At 56.2% G+C, this 19,489-nt stretch carries 22 protein-coding genes and 1 other annotated feature; of the genes, 15 read left to right on the top strand and 7 right to left on the bottom strand.

Features of this window, described 5'->3' with window-relative positions:
* The first annotated feature begins 138 nt into the window (after positions 1 to 138).
* Positions 139 to 372 carry a YdgH/BhsA/McbA family protein gene (locus E0L16_RS09755; RefSeq protein ID WP_063448979.1) on the top strand — a complete coding sequence of 78 codons (234 nt, stop codon included), beginning with the start codon at positions 139 to 141 and terminating at the stop codon, positions 370 to 372.
* Positions 373 to 550: 178 nt separating this feature from the next.
* Here the strand turns inward: E0L16_RS09755 and yniD are convergent, their stop codons facing one another.
* The gene (yniD, locus tag E0L16_RS09750) at positions 551 to 658 is read right to left on the bottom strand and encodes a small membrane protein YniD (protein ID WP_003857815.1); all 108 of its coding nucleotides are present in this window, start codon (positions 656 to 658) and stop codon (positions 551 to 553) included.
* Positions 659 to 756: 98 nt separating this feature from the next.
* Entirely contained in the window at positions 757 to 849 is a 93-nt protein-coding gene (gene yncL, locus E0L16_RS09745) for a stress response membrane protein YncL (protein ID WP_074160885.1), read from the bottom strand.
* Between the two features lie 322 nt (positions 850 to 1,171).
* Here yncL and thrS point away from each other — a divergent pair, with 322 nt between their 5' ends.
* From thrS to selO, 14 genes are all read left to right on the top strand, one after another.
* Positions 1,172 to 3,100 (top strand): threonine--tRNA ligase, encoded by a 1,929-nt coding sequence (thrS, locus tag E0L16_RS09740; RefSeq protein ID WP_063448978.1) that lies wholly within the window; start codon positions 1,172 to 1,174, stop codon positions 3,098 to 3,100.
* Positions 3,101 to 3,103: 3 nt separating this feature from the next.
* Positions 3,104 to 3,646: a translation initiation factor IF-3 gene (gene infC, locus E0L16_RS09735; protein ID WP_059287945.1), complete on the top strand. Its 543-nt coding sequence runs from the start codon at positions 3,104 to 3,106 to the stop codon at positions 3,644 to 3,646.
* Between the two features lie 97 nt (positions 3,647 to 3,743).
* Positions 3,744 to 3,941 carry a 50S ribosomal protein L35 gene (rpmI, locus tag E0L16_RS09730; protein ID WP_001124225.1) on the top strand — a complete coding sequence of 66 codons (198 nt, stop codon included), beginning with the start codon at positions 3,744 to 3,746 and terminating at the stop codon, positions 3,939 to 3,941.
* 50 nt (positions 3,942 to 3,991) lie between these two features.
* Positions 3,992 to 4,348, top strand: coding sequence for a 50S ribosomal protein L20 (rplT, locus tag E0L16_RS09725; RefSeq protein ID WP_000124850.1), 357 nt, complete (start codon positions 3,992 to 3,994; stop codon positions 4,346 to 4,348).
* Between the two features lie 117 nt (positions 4,349 to 4,465).
* Positions 4,466 to 4,590: a sequence feature (Phe leader region), on the top strand.
* Entirely contained in the window at positions 4,471 to 4,515 is a 45-nt protein-coding gene (pheM, locus tag E0L16_RS22115) for a pheST operon leader peptide PheM (protein WP_001386830.1), read from the top strand. Its footprint overlaps the feature before it by 45 nt.
* A 62-nt stretch (positions 4,591 to 4,652) precedes the next feature.
* On the top strand, positions 4,653 to 5,636 hold the full coding sequence (gene pheS, locus E0L16_RS09715; RefSeq protein ID WP_003857809.1) for a phenylalanine--tRNA ligase subunit alpha: 984 nt from the start codon (positions 4,653 to 4,655) through the stop codon (positions 5,634 to 5,636).
* A 15-nt stretch (positions 5,637 to 5,651) separates the two neighbouring features.
* Positions 5,652 to 8,039 carry a phenylalanine--tRNA ligase subunit beta gene (gene pheT, locus E0L16_RS09710; protein ID WP_131636823.1) on the top strand — a complete coding sequence of 796 codons (2,388 nt, stop codon included), beginning with the start codon at positions 5,652 to 5,654 and terminating at the stop codon, positions 8,037 to 8,039.
* Between the two features lie 4 nt (positions 8,040 to 8,043).
* Positions 8,044 to 8,343, top strand: a complete 300-nt coding sequence (gene ihfA / locus E0L16_RS09705; RefSeq protein ID WP_003857805.1) for an integration host factor subunit alpha — start codon at positions 8,044 to 8,046, stop codon at positions 8,341 to 8,343.
* A gap of 103 nt (positions 8,344 to 8,446) precedes the next feature.
* Positions 8,447 to 9,427, top strand: coding sequence for a vitamin B12 ABC transporter permease BtuC (gene btuC, locus E0L16_RS09700; protein ID WP_131636822.1), 981 nt, complete (start codon positions 8,447 to 8,449; stop codon positions 9,425 to 9,427).
* 33 nt (positions 9,428 to 9,460) lie between these two features.
* Positions 9,461 to 10,012 carry a glutathione peroxidase gene (locus tag E0L16_RS09695; RefSeq protein WP_022650905.1) on the top strand — a complete coding sequence of 184 codons (552 nt, stop codon included), beginning with the start codon at positions 9,461 to 9,463 and terminating at the stop codon, positions 10,010 to 10,012.
* The gene (btuD, locus tag E0L16_RS09690) at positions 10,012 to 10,767 is read left to right on the top strand and encodes a vitamin B12 ABC transporter ATP-binding protein BtuD (RefSeq protein WP_063866468.1); all 756 of its coding nucleotides are present in this window, start codon (positions 10,012 to 10,014) and stop codon (positions 10,765 to 10,767) included. The genes E0L16_RS09695 and btuD overlap by 1 nt, the downstream gene beginning before the upstream one ends.
* Positions 10,768 to 10,839: 72 nt before the next feature.
* Positions 10,840 to 11,304 (top strand): NlpC/P60 family protein, encoded by a 465-nt coding sequence (locus tag E0L16_RS09685; RefSeq protein ID WP_063448974.1) that lies wholly within the window; start codon positions 10,840 to 10,842, stop codon positions 11,302 to 11,304.
* Between the two features lie 292 nt (positions 11,305 to 11,596).
* A complete protein-coding gene (locus E0L16_RS09680; RefSeq protein WP_131636821.1) occupies positions 11,597 to 12,310 on the top strand; it encodes an EAL domain-containing protein in 714 nt (237 codons plus the stop codon).
* Positions 12,311 to 12,371: 61 nt separating this feature from the next.
* Positions 12,372 to 13,814 carry a protein adenylyltransferase SelO gene (gene selO, locus E0L16_RS09675; RefSeq protein WP_131636820.1) on the top strand — a complete coding sequence of 481 codons (1,443 nt, stop codon included), beginning with the start codon at positions 12,372 to 12,374 and terminating at the stop codon, positions 13,812 to 13,814.
* Here the strand turns inward: selO and E0L16_RS09670 are convergent.
* From E0L16_RS09670 to E0L16_RS09650, 5 genes are read right to left on the bottom strand one after another with little or no spacing between them, the layout of a single operon-like run.
* Entirely contained in the window at positions 13,811 to 14,590 is a 780-nt protein-coding gene (locus tag E0L16_RS09670; RefSeq protein ID WP_131636819.1) for a heme ABC transporter ATP-binding protein, read from the bottom strand. The genes selO and E0L16_RS09670 overlap by 4 nt on opposite strands.
* Positions 14,583 to 15,575: a FecCD family ABC transporter permease gene (locus E0L16_RS09665; protein WP_112792890.1), complete on the bottom strand. Its 993-nt coding sequence runs from the start codon at positions 15,573 to 15,575 to the stop codon at positions 14,583 to 14,585. Before E0L16_RS09665 ends, E0L16_RS09670 begins: the two co-directional genes overlap by 8 nt.
* A complete protein-coding gene (locus tag E0L16_RS09660; protein ID WP_063866473.1) occupies positions 15,575 to 16,393 on the bottom strand; it encodes a heme/hemin ABC transporter substrate-binding protein in 819 nt (272 codons plus the stop codon). Before E0L16_RS09660 ends, E0L16_RS09665 begins: the two co-directional genes overlap by 1 nt.
* Positions 16,390 to 17,418: a hematinate-forming heme oxygenase ChuS gene (gene chuS / locus E0L16_RS09655; protein ID WP_131636818.1), complete on the bottom strand. Its 1,029-nt coding sequence runs from the start codon at positions 17,416 to 17,418 to the stop codon at positions 16,390 to 16,392. The genes E0L16_RS09660 and chuS overlap by 4 nt, the downstream gene beginning before the upstream one ends.
* Before the next feature lie 35 nt (positions 17,419 to 17,453).
* The gene (locus E0L16_RS09650) at positions 17,454 to 19,436 is read right to left on the bottom strand and encodes a TonB-dependent hemoglobin/transferrin/lactoferrin family receptor (protein ID WP_131636817.1); all 1,983 of its coding nucleotides are present in this window, start codon (positions 19,434 to 19,436) and stop codon (positions 17,454 to 17,456) included.
* Between the last annotated feature and the right edge of the window lie 53 nt (positions 19,437 to 19,489).

Below are 19,489 nucleotides of genomic sequence, written 5' to 3'. Positions count from 1 at the left end.
ACGGCTTATTCAGTTTATTTGACACGAATTGATAAATAATTTGACTAGGAAAAAGTGTGATCCAGATCTACACTTACGCCACAGGCAAAAAAATCGCCTCAGGCTTTTTCTGCATTAATTTAGTATGAGAATAAAATTATGAAAACAATCAAAACTGCTACAGCAGCGATGGTGCTTTCCGCACTTTCATTTGGCGTCTTTGCTGCTGATAATATGACGCAACCTGCCAGTGACGCTAACAGCCAAATCGGAATCACCAACGCCTCTGATGTTGAAGCGGGCTCTAACATTGCCCCTGGCTCCCAGTCTACCGGTCAGTCAATGAACGATGCGTTTGATGTGCATAAGCTGGTAGCGGGTGAGTGGTCCTGATAAATTAACTGCCACGTTGTGATGGAATATAAACGCTATGACAACCTGTCGAAAACCGGATAATGATGTACCGGTTTTTCACAAGCCGGTGGCGTAAAGAGAGTTAAAGATTATTCAATAAATTAACGGCACGTTTACGCTGACCTCAGCACTAATGGCTTCCCTTTCTGACAATACATTAACCCCAAATCATTGCAGCCCAGCGCAGCAGCAACATCGCGCCGCAAATAGCAATTAATACCACGACCATTTTCCAGTGCTTAACGGCAAATCTTTTTGTTGGCATAACCTAATCCTTGTCAGTTGATACCCTTAGTGTACCAAAGTCTGCGCCAGAAAGCGCTTTACCCGGGACAACAGGTTATGCCAGAACACCGGTTCGGCTCAAAACCACTGGAATCTGTTGGCCAGAATCAAAACCAGGCCAGCCGCGGAAAGTAGATTCAATATCACAACGGTTCTGCTGGATACGTTCACGTGATACCCCTTCGATGTTTAAGGACCAGATCAAGAATAGCTCAGCACTTTTGGATTGCGAGCCTCCGTCAGCAAAAGTTCATGAACGCATACAAAAGGATGAGCGGTTCAAAACGGTCGCAGAGGATGCATTCGCCCTTTCAATAGTGTTACCATTAGGCTGCTTGCCGTATATTCGCCTTTGTCTGATTTCGGCTGGCAGAGGATGACGAACCAATTTGACGATTGTTGGTCAGATGGTTCCTAATCTACTGTTTAATCACGATTATTTTCTTTGTATATGCTCTTATGTGTGGGGCATCACTGCAAATAAGGATATAAAATGCCTGTAATTACTCTTCCTGATGGCAGCCAACGCCATTTCGACCACGCTGTAAGCCCAATGGATGTAGCCCTGGACATCGGTCCTGGACTCGCAAAAGCAACCATTGCAGGCCGCGTAAACGGTGAGCTGGTAGATGCGTCTGATGTTATTGAAAACGATGCGACGCTCTCAATCATCACCGCGAAAGACGAAGAGGGTCTGGAGATCATTCGTCACTCCTGCGCGCACCTGTTAGGTCATGCTATCAAGCAGCTGTGGCCAAACACCAAAATGGCGATCGGCCCGGTTATCGACAACGGTTTCTACTACGACGTTGACCTTGACCACACCCTGACCCAGGAAGATATCGACGCGCTCGAAAAACGTATGCACGAGCTCGCCGAAACTAACTATGACGTCATCAAGAAGAAAGTCAGCTGGCACGAAGCGCGTGAAACCTTCGTGAAGCGCGGCGAGAGCTATAAAGTCTCGATTCTTGACGAAAACATTTCGCATGATGACAAGCCTGGCTTGTACCATCACGAAGAATACGTCGACATGTGCCGTGGACCGCACGTGCCGAATATGCGCTTCTGTCATCACTTTAAACTGATGAAAATCGCAGGCGCCTACTGGCGTGGCGACAGCAATAACAAGATGTTGCAGCGCATCTATGGTACCGCGTGGGCCGATAAAAAAGCCCTGAACGCGTACCTGCAACGCCTGGAAGAGGCGGCTAAACGTGACCACCGTAAAATCGGTAAGCAGCTTGACCTGTATCATATGCAGGAAGAAGCGCCGGGGATGGTGTTCTGGCATAACGACGGCTGGACTATCTTCCGTGAACTGGAAACGTTCGTACGCTCTAAGCTGAAAGAGTACCAGTATCAGGAAGTGAAAGGCCCGTTCATGATGGACCGTGTGCTGTGGGAAAAAACCGGCCACTGGGACAACTATAAAGATGCGATGTTCACCACCTCGTCTGAGAACCGTGAATACTGCATCAAGCCAATGAACTGCCCGGGCCACGTTCAGATCTTTAACCAGGGTCTGAAATCCTACCGCGATCTGCCGCTGCGTATGGCCGAGTTCGGTAGCTGCCACCGTAACGAACCATCGGGTGCGCTGCACGGTCTGATGCGCGTTCGTGGCTTTACTCAGGATGATGCGCATATCTTCTGTACTGAAGATCAGGTACGTGATGAAGTTAACGCCTGTATTCGTATGGTCTACGATATGTACAGCACCTTTGGCTTCGAGAAGATCGTGGTCAAACTCTCAACGCGTCCGGAAAAACGTATCGGCAGCGATGAGACATGGGATCGCGCAGAAGCGGATCTCGCCGTGGCGCTGGAAGAGAATGGGATTCCATTCGAATACCAGCTGGGCGAGGGCGCATTCTACGGTCCGAAAATTGAATTTACCCTGTATGACTGCCTCGATCGCGCATGGCAGTGCGGAACGGTACAGCTGGACTTCTCCCTGCCGCAGCGTTTAAGCGCCTCTTATGTTGGCGAAGATAACGAGCGTCAGGTGCCGGTCATGATTCACCGTGCTATTCTCGGTTCACTGGAGCGCTTCATCGGCATCCTGACCGAAGAGTTCGCGGGCTTCTTCCCAACCTGGCTTGCGCCAGTGCAGGTGGTGGTGATGAACATTACCGATTCTCAGGCGGATTACGTTAAAGAATTGACGCAGAAACTACAAAATGCGGGCATTCGCGTAAAAGCAGACTTGAGAAATGAGAAGATTGGCTTTAAAATCCGCGAGCACACTTTACGTCGTGTCCCGTATATGTTGGTCTGTGGTGATAAAGAGGTGGAAGCAGGCAAAGTTGCCGTTCGCACCCGCCGTGGTAAAGACCTGGGGAGCCTGGACGTAAGTGAAGTGATTGAGAAGCTGCAACAAGAGATTCGCAGCCGCAGTCTTCAACAACTGGAGGAATAAGGTATTAAAGGCGGAAAACGAGTTCAAACGGCACGTCCGAATCGTATCAATGGCGAGATTCGCGCCCAGGAAGTTCGCTTAACAGGTCTGGAAGGCGAGCAGCTGGGGATTGTGAGTCTGAGAGAAGCGATCGAAAAGGCTGAAGAAGCTGGAGTAGATTTAGTTGAAATCAGCCCTAACGCCGAACCGCCAGTTTGTCGTATCATGGACTACGGCAAGTTCCTTTATGAAAAGAGTAAGTCTTCTAAGGAACAGAAGAAGAAGCAAAAAGTTATCCAGGTTAAGGAAATTAAATTCCGTCCTGGTACCGACGATGGCGATTATCAGGTAAAACTCCGCAGCCTGATTCGCTTTCTGGAAGATGGCGATAAGGCCAAGATCACGCTGCGTTTCCGCGGTCGTGAGATGGCCCACCAACAGATTGGTATGGAAGTGCTTAACCGCGTCCGTGAAGATCTGAGTGAACTGGCAGTAGTCGAATCCTTCCCTACGAAGATCGAAGGCCGCCAGATGATCATGGTGCTCGCTCCTAAGAAGAAACAGTAAGGCCTTCAAGCAGCAGAATCTGTGGAGCCTTCGGGCCCCATAGGTTTTGTTCGCCTATGTTTCGTTTATTTAACAATGCGAAGTGGAAGTTATTAAAATGCCAAAAATTAAGACCGTACGCGGTGCTGCTAAGCGCTTCAAAAAAACCGGTAAAGGTGGTTTTAAGCACAAGCACGCTAACCTGCGTCACATTCTGACTAAGAAAGCTACCAAGCGTAAACGTCACCTGCGTCCAAAAGCCATGGTTTCTAAAGGCGATCTGGGCCTGGTCATCGCGTGCCTGCCGTACGCATAAGTCGTTAACGTTTAACTTTTTTAACTTAGAATAGATACAGGAGAGCACACATGGCTCGCGTAAAACGTGGTGTAATTGCACGTGCACGTCACAAGAAAATTTTGAAACAAGCTAAAGGCTACTACGGTGCGCGTTCACGCGTATACCGCGTTGCCTTCCAGGCTGTTATCAAAGCAGGTCAGTACGCTTACCGTGACCGTCGTCAGCGTAAGCGTCAGTTCCGTCAACTGTGGATTGCGCGTATCAACGCAGCAGCACGTCAGAACGGTATTTCTTACAGCAAATTCATCAACGGCCTGAAAAAAGCCTCTGTTGAAATCGACCGTAAGATCCTGGCTGACATCGCAGTATTCGACAAAGTAGCGTTCACCGCTCTGGTCGAAAAAGCGAAAGCAGCACTGGCATAAGCCAGTTGAAAGAGGAGGCTTTGCCTCCTCTTTTCATTCAACACCATCAGAAGATTGACATTTATCCGTGCAGGCTTTTCAATAAGGTCTTAACGGTTTTTACCCTACAAGGTAACGCAAGCATGAATGCTGCTATTTTCCGCTTCTTCTTTTACTTTAGCACCTGACATCAGGAGGCTAGCGCGTGAAAGATGAAACGAAAAACAGCGCCAGATAAGCCTCCCGATGGAGGCTTTTTTTGTGCCTGAATTTGAGAGAATACGTCCAACAATTCGGTGTCTGCACCGACATAATGAGGAAAACCATGTCACATCTCGCAGAGCTGGTTGCCAGTGCAACGGCCGCCATTAACCAGGCCTCAGATGTTGCCGCGTTAGACAATGTCCGCGTCGAATATCTGGGCAAGAAAGGGCATTTGACCCTTCAGATGACTACCCTGCGTGAACTGCCAGCAGAGGAACGCCCGGCAGCAGGTGCAGTGATTAACGAAGCCAAAGAGCAGGTGCAGCAGGCGCTGAACGCCCGTAAAGCCGAGCTGGAAAGCGCTGTACTGAATGCGCGTCTGGCAGCAGAAACCATCGACGTTTCTCTGCCGGGTCGTCGTATTGAAAACGGCGGCCTGCATCCGGTGACCCGCACCATCGATCGTATTGAAAGTTTCTTCGGTGAGCTCGGCTTTACCGTGGCGACTGGCCCGGAAATCGAAGATGATTACCACAACTTCGATGCCCTGAATATTCCTGGCCATCATCCGGCACGTGCTGACCACGACACTTTCTGGTTCGACGCCACCCGTCTGCTGCGTACCCAGACCTCCGGCGTTCAGATCCGCACCATGAAGGAACAGGAACCGCCTATCCGCATTATCGCGCCGGGCCGCGTATACCGTAACGACTACGATCAGACGCACACCCCAATGTTCCACCAGATGGAAGGCCTGATTGTTGATAAAAACATCAGCTTTACCAACCTGAAAGGCACGCTGCACGATTTCCTGAACAACTTCTTTGAGGAAGATTTGCAGGTTCGCTTCCGTCCGTCCTACTTCCCGTTCACCGAACCGTCTGCGGAAGTGGACGTGATGGGTAAAAACGGCAAATGGCTGGAAGTGCTGGGCTGCGGCATGGTGCATCCAAACGTGCTGCGCAACGTGGGTATCGATCCGGAAGTGTATTCCGGCTTTGCGTTCGGTATGGGCATGGAGCGTCTGACCATGCTGCGCTACGGCGTAACCGATTTACGTGCGTTCTTCGAAAACGATCTGCGTTTCCTCAAACAGTTTAAATAAGGGCAGGACAGAACAATGAAATTCAGTGAACTGTGGTTACGCGAATGGGTTAACACCACGCTGGACAGCGAAGCGCTTTCCAACCAGATCACCATGGCGGGCCTGGAAGTTGATGGCGTAGAGCCCGTATCTGGCGCTTTCACCGGCGTAGTAGTAGGTGAAGTGGTGGAGTGCGGCCAGCATCCTAACGCCGACAAACTGCGCGTAACAAAAGTGAACGTGGGCGGTGACCGTCTGCTGGATATCGTCTGCGGCGCACCAAACTGCCGTCAGGGGCTGAAGGTGGCCGTGGCGACCGTGGGCGCGGTACTGCCGGGCGATTTCAAAATCAAAGCCGCTAAACTGCGCGGTGAGCCGTCTGAAGGCATGCTGTGCTCCTTCTCCGAGCTGGGGATTTCCGACGATCACAACGGCATCATCGAGCTGCCGCTGGATGCGCCGATTGGCACTGACATCCGCGAATACCTGAAGCTTGATGATAACACCATCGAAATCAGCGTGACGCCTAACCGTGCCGACTGCCTGGGCATCATCGGCGTGGCCCGCGACGTGGCCGTGCTGAACCAGACCGAGCTGAACGTGCCGGAGATCGCGCCGGTTGAGGCCACCATCAGCGACATGCTGCCAATTCAGGTTGACGCCGTTGACGCCTGTCCGCGCTACCTGGGCCGCGTGGTGAAAGGCATTAACGTTAAAGCGCCAACCCCACTGTGGATGAAAGAGAAACTGCGTCGCTGCGGTATCCGTTCTATCGACGCGGTGGTTGACGTCACTAACTACGTTCTGCTGGAGCTGGGCCAGCCAATGCACGCGTTCGATAAAGATCGTATCGAAGGCGGTATTGTGGTGCGCATGGCGAAAGAGGGCGAAACCCTGGTGCTGCTGGACGGCAGCGAAGCGAAGCTGAACGCCGACACCCTGGTGATTGCTGACCACAGCAAAGCGCTGGCAATGGGCGGTATTTTCGGCGGCGAGCACTCTGGCGTCAATGACGAGACGCAAAACGTCCTGCTGGAATGCGCGTTCTTCAGCCCGCTCTCCATTACTGGCCGCGCGCGTCGTCACGGCCTGCACACTGACGCCTCTCATCGCTATGAGCGTGGCGTAGATCCTGCGCTGCAATACAAAGCGATGGAGCGTGCGACCCGCCTGCTGATCGACATCTGCGGCGGTGAAGCCGGTCCGGTTATCGATGTGACCAACGACGCGACGCTGCCGAAGCGTGCGACCATTACCCTGCGCCGCAGCAAGCTGGATCGCCTGATTGGTCATCACGTTGCCGATGCGCAGGTAACTGATATTCTGACGCGTCTGGGCTGTGAAGTGACAGAAGGTCAGGACGAGTGGAAAGCCGTTGCGCCATCCTGGCGTTTCGACATGGAGATCGAAGAAGATCTGGTGGAAGAAGTGGCCCGCGTTTACGGCTACAACAACATCCCTGACGAGCCGGTGCAGGCGGGTCTGGTAATGGGCAGCCATCGCGAAGCCGACCTGTCTCTGAAGCGTGTGAAAACCATGCTGAACGACAAAGGCTACCAGGAAGTGATCACCTACAGCTTCGTTGATCCTAAGCTGCAACAGCTGATCCACCCGGGTCAGGAAGCCCTGATCCTGCCAAGCCCGATTTCCAGCGAGATGTCAGCGATGCGTCTGTCCCTGTGGACCGGCCTGCTGGGCACTGTCGTTTATAACCAGAACCGTCAGCAAAACCGCGTGCGTATTTTCGAAAGCGGCTTGCGCTTTGTACCGGATACTCAGGCGAATTTAGGCATCCGTCAGGATCTCATGCTGGCGGGCGCCATCAGCGGTAACCGCTATGAAGAGCACTGGGACCTGGCAAAAGGGACGGTTGATTTCTACGATATGAAAGGCGATCTGGAAGCTATTCTCGATCTGACCGGTAAATTATCCGAAATTGAATTCCGTGCAGAAGCGATTCCGGCCCTGCATCCGGGCCAGAGCGCGGCGATTTATTTAGACGGCAAACGCGTTGGTTTCATTGGCGTTGTTCACCCAGAGCTGGAACGTAAGCTGGACCTGAATGGCCGTACCATCGTGTTCGAGCTGGAGTGGAGCCCGGTTGCAGACCGCGTGATTCCTCAGGCGCAGGACATCTCTCGCTTCCCTGCAAACCGCCGTGATATCGCGGTTGTGGTCGCCGAAAATGTGCCCGCAGCAGATATTTTGGCCGAATGTAAGAAAGTTGGCGTAAATCAGGTAGTTGGCGTAAACTTATTTGACGTGTACCGCGGCAAGGGCGTAGCAGAAGGTTTCAAGAGCCTCGCTATTAGCCTTATCCTTCAGGATACCAGCCGTACACTCGAAGAAGAGGAGATTGCCGCTACCGTCGCCAAATGTGTAGAGGCATTAAAAGAGCGATTCCAGGCATCATTGAGGGATTGAACCTATGGCGCTTACAAAAGCTGAAATGTCAGAATATCTGTTTGATAAGCTTGGGCTTAGCAAACGGGATGCCAAAGAGCTGGTAGAGCTGTTTTTCGAAGAGATCCGTCGTGCTCTGGAAAATGGTGAGCAGGTAAAACTCTCCGGCTTTGGCAATTTTGATTTGCGAGACAAAAACCAACGTCCGGGCCGTAACCCGAAGACGGGGGAAGATATTCCCATTACAGCCCGCCGCGTGGTGACCTTCAGACCCGGTCAGAAGTTAAAAAGCCGTGTCGAAAACGCAACGCCCAAAGCAGAGTAATATGAACTAACTAAAAAGGCCGCTCACGCGGCCTTTTTTCTTTGCGCTATTTGCCAAACCCGCCGTAAAATCAATGATATCTCAACCGGATAATCTATCGTCTATGCTTGATCTTGCCCGTCGCCAGCACCGCTCCGATCTCCGCCGCCTGTGTCTGCTCGGGGTGCTGTTGCTTGTCGCCACCACGGTCAGCCTGTGTGCGGGCGATCGGTGGCTGGGGCCGGCAAGCTGGTTTACGCCTGAGGGACAGATCTTTGTCTGGCAGATCCGCCTGCCGCGGACGCTGGCGGTCCTTTTAGTCGGCGCTGCCCTGGCGCTGTGCGGCACGATCATGCAGGCACTGTTTGAAAACCCGCTGGCGGAACCCGGTCTTCTGGGGGTGTCTAATGGCGCAGGCGTCGGGCTAATCGCCGCCGTGATGCTGGGAGGAGGCGAGCTCTCCGCCTGGGGGATTAGCCTCAGTGCCATTGTTGGCGCGCTGTTGATAACCCTCATCCTGCTGCGCTTTGCCCGACGCCACTTATCCACCAGCCGTCTGCTGCTTGCCGGTGTGGCGTTAGGGATCATCTGTAGTGCGTTGATGACCTGGGCCGTCTACTTCTCCACCTCTTTTGATCTGCGCCAGCTGATGTACTGGATGATGGGGGGCTTTGGGGGCGTTGACTGGCGTCAGGGATGGCTGATGCTGCTCCTGCTCCCGGTCATTCTGTGGACGGCATTCCAGGCGCAGCCGCTGAATATGCTCGCGCTGGGTGAAACATCTGCTCGTCAGCTTGGGATGCCGATTGGGTTCTGGCGCAACGTGCTGGTTATCGCCATCGGCTGGATGGTGGGCGTAAGCGTGGCGCTGGCGGGCGCGATTGGCTTTATTGGGCTGGTGATCCCGCATATGCTGCGTCTGTGCGGCATTACGGACCATCGAACCCTGCTCCCGGCCACGGCGGTTGCCGGGGCGGCAACGCTGCTGATTGCCGATATCATCGCCCGGCTCGCTCTGTCCGCCGCAGAGCTGCCCATTGGCGTGGTGACCGCGACGCTGGGCGCGCCGGTCTTTATCTGGCTATTATTGAAAGCTGGACGTTAACACACTACCCGTAAGTCAACCTGAGGGAATGCTATGCAGTCTGATATTCTGAATACCGAAGTGACCACCATTGACGGCGAGAAAACCACGCTGGAAGGCTACAAGGGCAAGGTGCTGCTCATCGTGAACGTGGCGTCGAAATGTGGCCTGACGCCGCAGTATGAACAGCTGGAAAATATTCATAAAGCCTGGGAAAAAGACGGCTTTACCGTGCTCGGCTTCCCGTGCAACCAGTTCCTGGGGCAGGAGCCGGGCAGCGAAGAGGAGATTAAGACCTTTTGCAGCACGACCTATGGCGTGACGTTCCCGATGTTCAGCAAAATTGATGTGAACGGGGAAAATCGTCATCCGCTGTATGCCAAACTGGTGGCCGCGGCGCCGACAGCGGTTGCGCCTGAAGAGAGTGGTTTCTACGAGCGCATGGCGAGCAAAGGCCGGGCGCCGCTCTATCCGGACGATATTCTGTGGAACTTCGAAAAATTCCTGATTGGCCGTGACGGTCAGGTCGTACAGCGTTTTTCCCCGGACATGACGCCTGAAGATCCTATCGTGATGGAATCTATCAAGCTGGCGCTTGCGAAATAATGTCGCTGCTGATGCAGCTCACAGACGTTGCCGGGAAGGGGCGTCTTGAGCCTGTAACCGCCACCGTCAACGCAGGGGAAATACTTCACCTGGTTGGGCCAAACGGTGCCGGGAAGAGCACGCTGCTGGCGCGCATGGCGGGGCTGACCGCCGGGGAAGGGGAGATTACCTTTCTAGGGCAATCTCTTGACGAATGGCTACCCGCTACGCTCGCCTCCCGTCGAAGCTATCTGGTTCAGCAGCAGGTGCCGCCCTTTGCAATGCCGGTCTGGCACTACCTGACGCTGCACCTGCCTGATAAAAATCAGGTGGCATTGCTCCACGACGTTGCCGCGGCGCTCGGGTTAGACGATAAGCTCACCCGACAGGCCAGCCAGCTTTCCGGCGGCGAGTGGCAGCGCGTGCGTCTGGCCGCCGTCATTCTTCAGATCCATCCGTCCGGAAATCCTCACGGGCGGTTGCTGCTGCTGGACGAGCCAATGAGCGGGCTGGACGTTGCCCAACAGGCCGCGCTGGATGCCCTGCTCAGCGCGCTCTGCCGCAAGGGCATTACCATTGTGATGAGCAGTCATGATTTAAACCATACGTTGCGCCACGCCCATCGGGTGTGGTTGCTGGCCCGTGGCAAGCTGATTGCCAGCGGACCGCGCGACAGCGTGCTGACGGCCCCCAATCTTGCGAGTGCTTACCACATGTCGTTCCGGAGGCTGGATATTGAAGGCCACAAGATGCTCATCTCCACGGCGCAGGAATAACCTTTCTTGCACAGCCGCATAGATGCACGCTAAATTACCGAAAGAACAAAAAAAGCAGAGGATTCGTCTGAAATGCGATTCTGGTTTCTCCTTGTTGCGGCGCTCTTTCTTGCAGGATGCAGTAGCCATCGTGCTCCTCCGCCCAACCCACGGCTTTCCGATTCCATTACGGTCATTGCCAGCCTGAACGATCAGCTCAGCAACTGGCGCGGCACTCCCTATCGCTACGGTGGCATGAGCCGGGGCGGGGTGGATTGCTCGGGATTCGTGCTGATGACCTTCCGCGACAAATTTGACCTACAGCTTCCGCGTGAAACGCGTATGCAGGCGGAGATCGGCACTGAGATTGATAAAGACGAGCTCCTGCCCGGCGACCTGGTCTTTTTCAAAACAGGCTCCGGTGAAAGCGGCCTTCATGTCGGTATTTATGACACCGATAATCAGTTCATTCATGCCTCGACCAGCCGTGGCGTGATGCGCTCCTCTCTCGATAATGTTTACTGGCGTAAAAACTTCTGGCAGGCCAGACGTATTTAACCGATGCATAAAGATGCAGTGCGGGGAGCCTGGCGGTGAATATAGCCGTCAGGCTTTTCTTACGGGTTGATTAAAGTTAAATTTTTGTCCAATTATTTATGTCGGCATGTGCCTGTTTTATCTAAAACTGGCTATTATTCAATAACCAGGATAAAATTATTAAAGATTCAGGGAAAAATCTGAAAATTAATACGGAAAGAATGAAATTAAACTTATTAAAATCAAGACAGTGGAATTGTGCCTGCAATTGCTCCAGGATGTTCTCTCTCATCTTTAATGCAGGACAAGCGCGATGATTATTACGCTAGATAATGCTTACCAGTCTGAACTTTTACTGCTTCCGGCGCGTGATAGTGCAGGTTTGCTTAAAGGTTTAGAGATTTTGGTTAACTTTACTGGCGTGGGTACGGACGTACGAATCCCGACGGAACTGGTTATCCCGCATCTTTCCCGGGAAGATGAATTAGCGCTGTTTCAGGAGAAACTGCAATTACTCGATACCTGTAAGCTATTTTTTATTCAGCATCAGTTAATTGCATGGATCAATATTACACCCGCAATTGTTGAGTTTTTATTAACTAATGAGAACGCTGTTTCAATCCTTGAGCGTTATCCGTTTCTTGAGTTTACTGTTAATGAGAACTATCCAGGTTTAAATAACGGAAAAGACGATCTGACGCTGGCAAGAATGGCGATCCATTTCCCATTAGTGCTGGCTAACTTTGGTACAGGGGCCGCGTCCCTTAAGCCGGTTTATGATGGTTTGTTCAAACGGGTCATTCTGGATAAAAACTTCATCCAGCAGCGCGTTTCGGCGCTCTCCTTTGAGCCTTTTATGCGCGCTATCCTCTGGCAAATCACGCCGCACTGTCAGTCGGTCATGGTCTCAGGAATTGACGATCACGGCATCCTGCAACGCGTGCTGCCCTTCAATTTTGGTGCAATGCAGGGCACCCTGTGGCCTGCCGTCCCGGCTGAACGCGTCACGACCCTCGTTCAGCAATAACCCCTTTCTTCGCCCGTGTTTACGTTCAGGGAAACCCTCTACACTTAAAGCAGGAGGACTTATGACCCTGTCTTTTACTGCCCACTGGCATGATGAACTACCCGGCTTTTACACCGCGCTTAAGCCAACGCCTTTACAGAATGCACGTCTGATCTGGCATAACGATGCGTTAGCGGATTCGCTTGGCATCCCTTCGTCTCTTTTTCAGCCAGAAAAAGGCGCCGGTGTCTGGGGGGGCGAAACGCTGCTTCCGGGCATGAAGCCGCTGGCTCAGGTTTACAGCGGACATCAGTTTGGCGTCTGGGCGGGACAGCTCGGCGATGGTCGCGGCATCCTGCTGGGTGAACAGGTGTTGCCGAATGGCGAAACGCGCGACTGGCACCTGAAAGGGGCAGGGCTGACCCCATACTCTCGCATGGGTGATGGCCGCGCGGTGCTGCGCTCAACCATCCGTGAAGGTCTGGCGTCGGAAGCCATGCATGCGCTGGGGATCCCAACCTCACGCGCGCTGTCGATTGTCACCAGCGACACGCCGGTTGCCCGCGAGACGATGGAGCAGGGAGCGATGCTGATCCGCGTGGCCGAAAGCCATCTGCGTTTCGGCCATTTTGAACACTTCTATTATCGCCGCGAGCCGGATAAGGTCCGCCAGCTTGCCGATTACGCCCTTCGTCGTCACTGGCCGCATCTGCAAAACGAAGCGGACCGCTATGTTCTCTGGTTCCGCGATGTTGTCGCGCGCACCGCCTCCATGATTGCCCGCTGGCAGGCCGTCGGCTTTGCTCACGGCGTGATGAATACCGACAACATGTCCCTGTTGGGGCTGACGTTTGACTACGGTCCGTACGGCTTCCTTGATGACTATCAGCCGGGTTACATCTGTAACCATTCGGACTATCAGGGGCGTTACCGTTTCGACAACCAGCCTGCGGTGGGGCTGTGGAACCTCCAGCGTCTTGCACAAAGCCTGTCGCCGTTTATCGACGTCGATGCCCTGAACGATGCGCTCGACAGCTATCAGGAGGTGTTGCTGCGGGAATACGGCGCGTTAATGCGCAACAAGCTGGGCCTCATGACGCAGGAAAAAGGCGATAACGCGCTGCTGAACGGGCTGTTTGCGATCATGGCGCGGGAAGGCAGCGACTATACCCGAACCTTCCGTATGCTCAGCCAGACCATGCAGCAGAGCGCCGCGTCACCGCTGCGCGACGAGTTCATTGATCGACAGGCGTTTGATGACTGGTTTGCCGCTTACCGCGCGCGTTTGCAGCAGGAGCAGATTGACGATGATACCCGTCAGGCGCAGATGAAGGCGGTTAACCCGGCGATGGTGTTGCGCAACTGGCTGGCGCAGCGGGCCATTGAGCAGGCAGAGCAGGGGGATTATACCGAGCTGCACCGGCTGCATATCGCCCTGCGTACGCCGTTTGCCGATCGGGACGATGACTATGTCAGCCGCCCGCCGGACTGGGGTAAGCGGCTGGAAGTGAGCTGCTCAAGCTAAGGGGCGAGAAAAACCTGCGGCGCGGCATGCGCCGGATGCGTGCCGACGTGCACCTGCGCACCGTACCAGCGGGCCAGCGCGTCGGCCTGCAAAACTGTCTCCGGTATGCCCTCAGAAACAATCCTCCCGTTGTGGAGCAGCAGGATCCTGTCCGACCATAACGCGGCAAGATTGAGATCGTGCAGCACCACGCACACGTGAAGATGGCCCTGACGGGTCAGGGATTTCAGCAGACGCAGCAGATGCTGCTGGTGATAGAGATCCAGCGCGGAAGTGGGTTCGTCGAGAAACAGCCAGCCGCGCGGCGTTCCGTCACGCCACAGCTGCGCCAGCGCGCGGGCGAGCTGAACGCGCTGCTGCTCGCCGCCCGAGAGGGCATGATAGCGCCTGCCGGCCAGCGGCAGGCACCCGGTCAGCTGCAACACCTCACGCACAATCGACGATTCCGGGTGACGCGTCCAGGGCGCACGCCCCATTCCAACGATCTCCTCCACCTGCCAGTCAAATCCTGGCTGAGTATGCTGACGCATCACCGCCCGATAGCGGGACAGCGTTTCCGGCGGCCATTCGCCCAGGGTTTTCCCCGCCAGTGAACAGTGGCCGCTGTCGGGCTTCAGGTAGCCTGTCAGCAGCCGCAGCAGCGTCGATTTCCCCGCACCGTTGGGGCCGATCAGCGTGACCAGCTCTCCCTGCGACAGTGACAGCGAAATATTATCCGTCAGCGTGCGGCCAGACCGGGTAAGGGTAAGATGTTCAGCCGTATAGCGTTCAGCCATGCTGTTCTCCACGCCGAAAGATAAGCCATAAGAACCAGGGGGCACCAAGGATGCTGGTGAGCAGGCCGACCGGCATTTCTGCCGGGGCGACCAGAGTGCGCGCCACCGTATCCGCCACCAGCAGCAGAAGCGCGCCCGCAAGTATCGCGCCGGGGAGCGTTGCGCGGTGATCGGCACCCAGCCACATGCGCATCAGGTGCGGCACCACGAGCCCGACAAAGCCAATCACGCCGCTGACGGCGACAGCCGCCGCGACCAGCAGGGCGCTGCATAACAGTAAGATTCGCTGTACCAGTGCAACGTCCACGCCAAGGTAATGCGCTTCCTCTTCACCCAGTTGCAGCAAATTTAACGCGCTGGCACAACGCCAGATCGCCAGAACGGCAGGCACCATCAGCGAGGTCACGGCCAACAGCGTTGACCACTGCGCCTGACCGAGACTTCCCATTCCCCAGAGCGAAAGCTGGCGAAGCTGCGCGTCATTGCTGACCCACGAAAGTACACCTACCGCCGCACCGCACAGGGCATTGATGGCGATCCCCACCAGCAACAGGCGTGACAGCGAGCCGTTACGCTGTCGGCTGAGCAGGAAGATCGCGGCTGTGGCCGCCAGCGCCCCAATGAATGCCGCCAGCATCGGGGCGTAGAGCATCACCAGCGCGGGCAGGGAGAGCGGAAGCACCACCCACAGGGCGACGGCCAGCGCCGCGCCGCTGCTGATCCCGAGCAGGCCCGGGTCGGCCAGCGGATTGCGGAACAGTCCCTGCATGACGCAGCCGGCAAGCGCCAGCGATCCGCCAATCACCAGCGCCAGCAGCACGCGGGGCAGACGGATGGTCAGCCAGATCTGGCGCAGCGTCTCATCGCTGCTGCTCCACAGCACGTTCACCGGCAGGCGTAACGCTCCAAAACCGGTGGCCGTGAACGTTATGACGGTGAGCGCCCCCGCCAGAAGCCACAGCGAGAGCGTGATGCGCCGGGACATCAGGGCAGTTGCTCCGCTCTGGTTCGCAGCTGCTGAATGGCTTTCGGCGTACGGACGCTGAAGCCCAGCAGGGCCATGTCGTCAATGGCCAGCACCTGCCTGTTTCGTCCCGCTGGCGTTTGCGCCAGGCCGGGCAGTTTCCACAGATTTTCTTCACCGCCCAGCGCGGTGAGGCCGTCCTGCGAAATCACCACCAGATCCGGCTGGCTGGCCATCACTCCCTCCTGCGAGAGCGGCTGATAGCGGGTAAAGCCCTGCATGGCGTTCTGCAACCCGGCAGCGCGGATTGCGGCATCCGCGCCGGTCTGTTGCCCGGCCGCCATTGCGGTCATCCCGCCGTGGCTGAGGATAAACAGCACCCGCTTGTTGAGCGGTGACGAGGGGAGTGCCGCCAGCGCCTGACGCAGCGAGCTGCGCAGGGTTTCCCCTTGCGCCTCATGATGCGTCGCCTGGGCTATCACCCGCACTTTTTCGTCAATCGCGCCCAGGTCCGGGGTGCCGGGAACGGTCACCACCCTGACGTGGCTCTGTTCAACCTGCTTCAGCGCCAGTGATGGCTGCGCCTGATCGCTTGCCAGCACCAGCGTCGGGCGCACGGACAAAATCCCCTCCGCGTTGAGCTGGCGCAGGTATCCCACGTCAGGCAGCGCTGTCGTTGCCTGCGGCCACTGGCTGGTACTGTCGCGCGCAACCAGAGAGGACTCCGCGCCGAGGGCGTAGACGATCTCCGTCACGTCGCCGCCGAGGGCGACAATTCTCTCCGGCGCGGCGGCGGCGACCAGCGGCAGGGCGCAGAGCAGGGCAAACCAGTTTTTCATGCGGCCAGTCCTTCCGGCGTCAGGGCGTCAATCTGGCGACGCCACAGGCTCTGCTCCGGCTCGCCTTCAGTACGCTGACCGTAGAGCTGGGCGATTTGGGTGCCATCCGCCGCAAACAGCTCCAGGCTGGTGACGTGACCGTCCGCCGTCGGCTTGCGCGTTACCCACGTCTCCGCGACGGCCTCCTCCAGCAGGTGCAGGGTAAAGGTCGGGTTGAAGATGTTCAGCCAGCCCTTCATTGGCGTCAGCTTTTCCACCGCACCGGTGAAGATCTGCACGCAGCCGCGGTTGCCGACAAAGATCATAATTTCGTTTCCGTCCCGTCGCGCCGTCTCCAGCAGCTGCGCCAGCGCGCTGTTTTCAACCTTACAGGCCAGATCGTCGCTGACCAGACGAAACGCCTGCTGGCGGCTGAGGTTGTGGCGCTTGAGCAGGCTAAAGAACTGGTGCACGTCGGTCATGGCGCGCCACTCGTTCTCTACCGTACTGGCGTCTGCGCGTTCGGCATGCGCGGGGGCATCGGCCGCTTCCAGCACCAGAGAGGGGTTATCAGCAATGATAAAACGGGTCAGCACGTCGCCCCAGGCGGCGACGTCGGTGCTATCCGTGGCGTAGACCTTCAGCAGCGCATCGCCCTGAGGATCGAAAAACTGAATGCTCTGGCGTTCGCCGCGCGGGGTCGCCTCGCTGATGTGAAACGCGCTCGCCCACTGGTTGAGGAACAGACGCAGATCCAGCGCGCGCGGATTCAGCACCAGCCCGGCGTGGCCGCCGAGGTGCTGGTTAGTAAACGCCCCGACCTGTTCATGAACGGCGTACTCGTTACGGCAGATGCATTTGGTTTCGCCCACGGACTCCAGCGCCGCCAGAATGTCGCGGATCTCGCCGCGCAGCCGCCAGGCGTCGTGGCCGACGCGTGCATAAGCCAGCTCCGCCTCACTGATGTTCATTAAGCCGGCGATATCACGCGCGTACTTACCCGGATTTTCTTCTTTAAGCTCAAGCCAGCGTGTGTAGTGACGCATAATCTTATCCTTCTGAATCGTTGCCCCGACGGGGATTACCACTGATAACTGACGAAAATTTTACCGTTGCGACCGTCCTGCGGAATGCCCTGCGGTGACCAGTAGGCTTTATCAAAGGCGTTCCCCAGTACGAGAGTGGTGGTGATGCCTTTGAACTGCTGCTGGCCTTTGTAGCTGACGTAGAAGTCGTTAACCGCATAGCCCGGCTGCTCGCTGTAGCTGCTGCTGACATGCGTTGAACGTTCGACGAAGGTGCCGATCCAACCCACGGAGAAGCCGCTTTGCGCCACCGGGATATCCAGCTTGCTGGTGACGGTGTCCGGATTAATGCTGGAGATATATTCGCCCGTGTCGGTATCTTTCCCGCGCGTGCGGTTGTAGGCCACGTCGAGGTTGAACAGACTGGTCGAGTAGGTCGCCATCATGTCCCAGCCCCAGATTTTGGCGTTTGGCACGTTGTAGGACATGGTGGTGGCCGCCGCAAAATCGACGGTGGTGGAGATGTAATCTTTCGCTTTGGTGTCGAAGTAGCTGGCTTTGAACTCCAGCGCGTCGTTGGCGAGCATGAGATCGTCAAAACGCAGCCCAAAACCGAACTCCTGGGTTTCGTTAGTTTCCGGACGCAGGTTCGGGTTCGGCACCCAGTAGTTGGTGTAGAAACTGCCGATGGAGAAGTGCTTCGAGTCGTTATACATCTCGCCCATCGTTGGCGCGCGGAAGGCCTGAGCGTAAGAGCCGAACAGCATCAGCCAGTCGGCTGGACTCACGGTTAACCCGGCGCGTGATGACCACTTATCCGCATCCACGTCGTCGTAACCGCTGCTGCTGCCGCGGTAGTTGTCGTAACGCGTCCCGCCGAGAAGCGTTACCGGCAGGTCGCGCAGGGTGATCTCATCCTGCAACCAGCCGGAGCTAAAGTCGATCTTCGCGTCCGGGAAGCCGGTGGTCGCGCCGCCAGGGTGTTGCTCCTGACGATAGTATTCCCCGCCGTAGGTCAACAGGTGCGAGGCAAAAGAGTCGCTGAACAGGCGGGTGCGGTTTTCCACTTTGCCGCCTTTGGTGGTCTGCTTACGGAACTCGCCGCTGGCGTCAATGTTCTGGGCGTTGATCCGTGCTTCGGACCAGTAAATTTTCGCGTCGGCGTTTAGCCAGTCGTTTCCGGCGGGCGCAATGCGGTAGCCAAGCTGGGCATCGCGCTGAATGGTGGAACGGTCGGTCATCGGGTTACTGCTGTTGGCATCCGTGGTCTGCGGATTTTTTGGCTCCTGCGCGTCGTTGTTGTAGTAGCGCAGGGAGCCGCTCAGGGTCTGAGCCGGGTCGATTTTCCAGCTGCCTTTCGCCAGCATATTGTTGATGGACTCGTCGTTTGGTGCCCTCGCGCCGTCGCTCTGGCGAATGTCGCCGCGATCGCGGCTGGACCAGGAGACCAGGCCATCAAGGGTATCGGTGCGGCCATAGGCGCTGGCACCCATTCCGATGCTGCGATCGCCCGTCGCGCCGGTAGCAAACACGCGATAGCCGCTGTTTTTACCTGCGTCCAGCAGATCGCTGGCGTCGACGGTATCATACGAAATCACGCCACCCAGCGCGCCGCTGCCGTACAGCAGAGCGGAAGGACCGCGCACCACTTCAATACGTTTGATCAGTGCCGGGTCGAGGAACGTGCTGTTCAGGTGTCCGGTATCGGTACCCTGGCGTACGCCATCCACCAGCACCAGCACGCCACGGCGGTCGTAACCGCGCAGGTTAACGTCCTGGCCGTTGGTGCGACCGGTGCCGTCCAGCATCAGGCCTGGCACCTTGCGCAGCAGGTCGGCGGCGGAGCTGGCGGTCTGGTTTTCCGGGGCGGTGGCGTCAATCACGCTCACCATCATGGGGGCTTCAAAGGCGCTGCGGGCATTGCCGGTGGCGGTAACGGTGATATCGTCTGCGGCGGCAAACGCAACGCCCGGCAGGGTGCTGACAATCGCCAGCGCCAGAAGGGACGGGCGTAAAGACGCGGATTGCAGGTGTGGCATAGCAACTCTCCATAAGAATTGAAAAGCGCTGGCTGCCTGGGGATCACCTGGGT

Origin of the sequence: Enterobacter quasihormaechei, assembly GCF_004331385.1 — a bacterium.
Classification (GTDB): Bacteria; Pseudomonadota; Gammaproteobacteria; order Enterobacterales; family Enterobacteriaceae; genus Enterobacter; species Enterobacter quasihormaechei.
The sequence above is the reverse complement of the archived record's forward strand: the minus strand, read 5'-3'. Positions and strand labels throughout refer to the sequence as shown.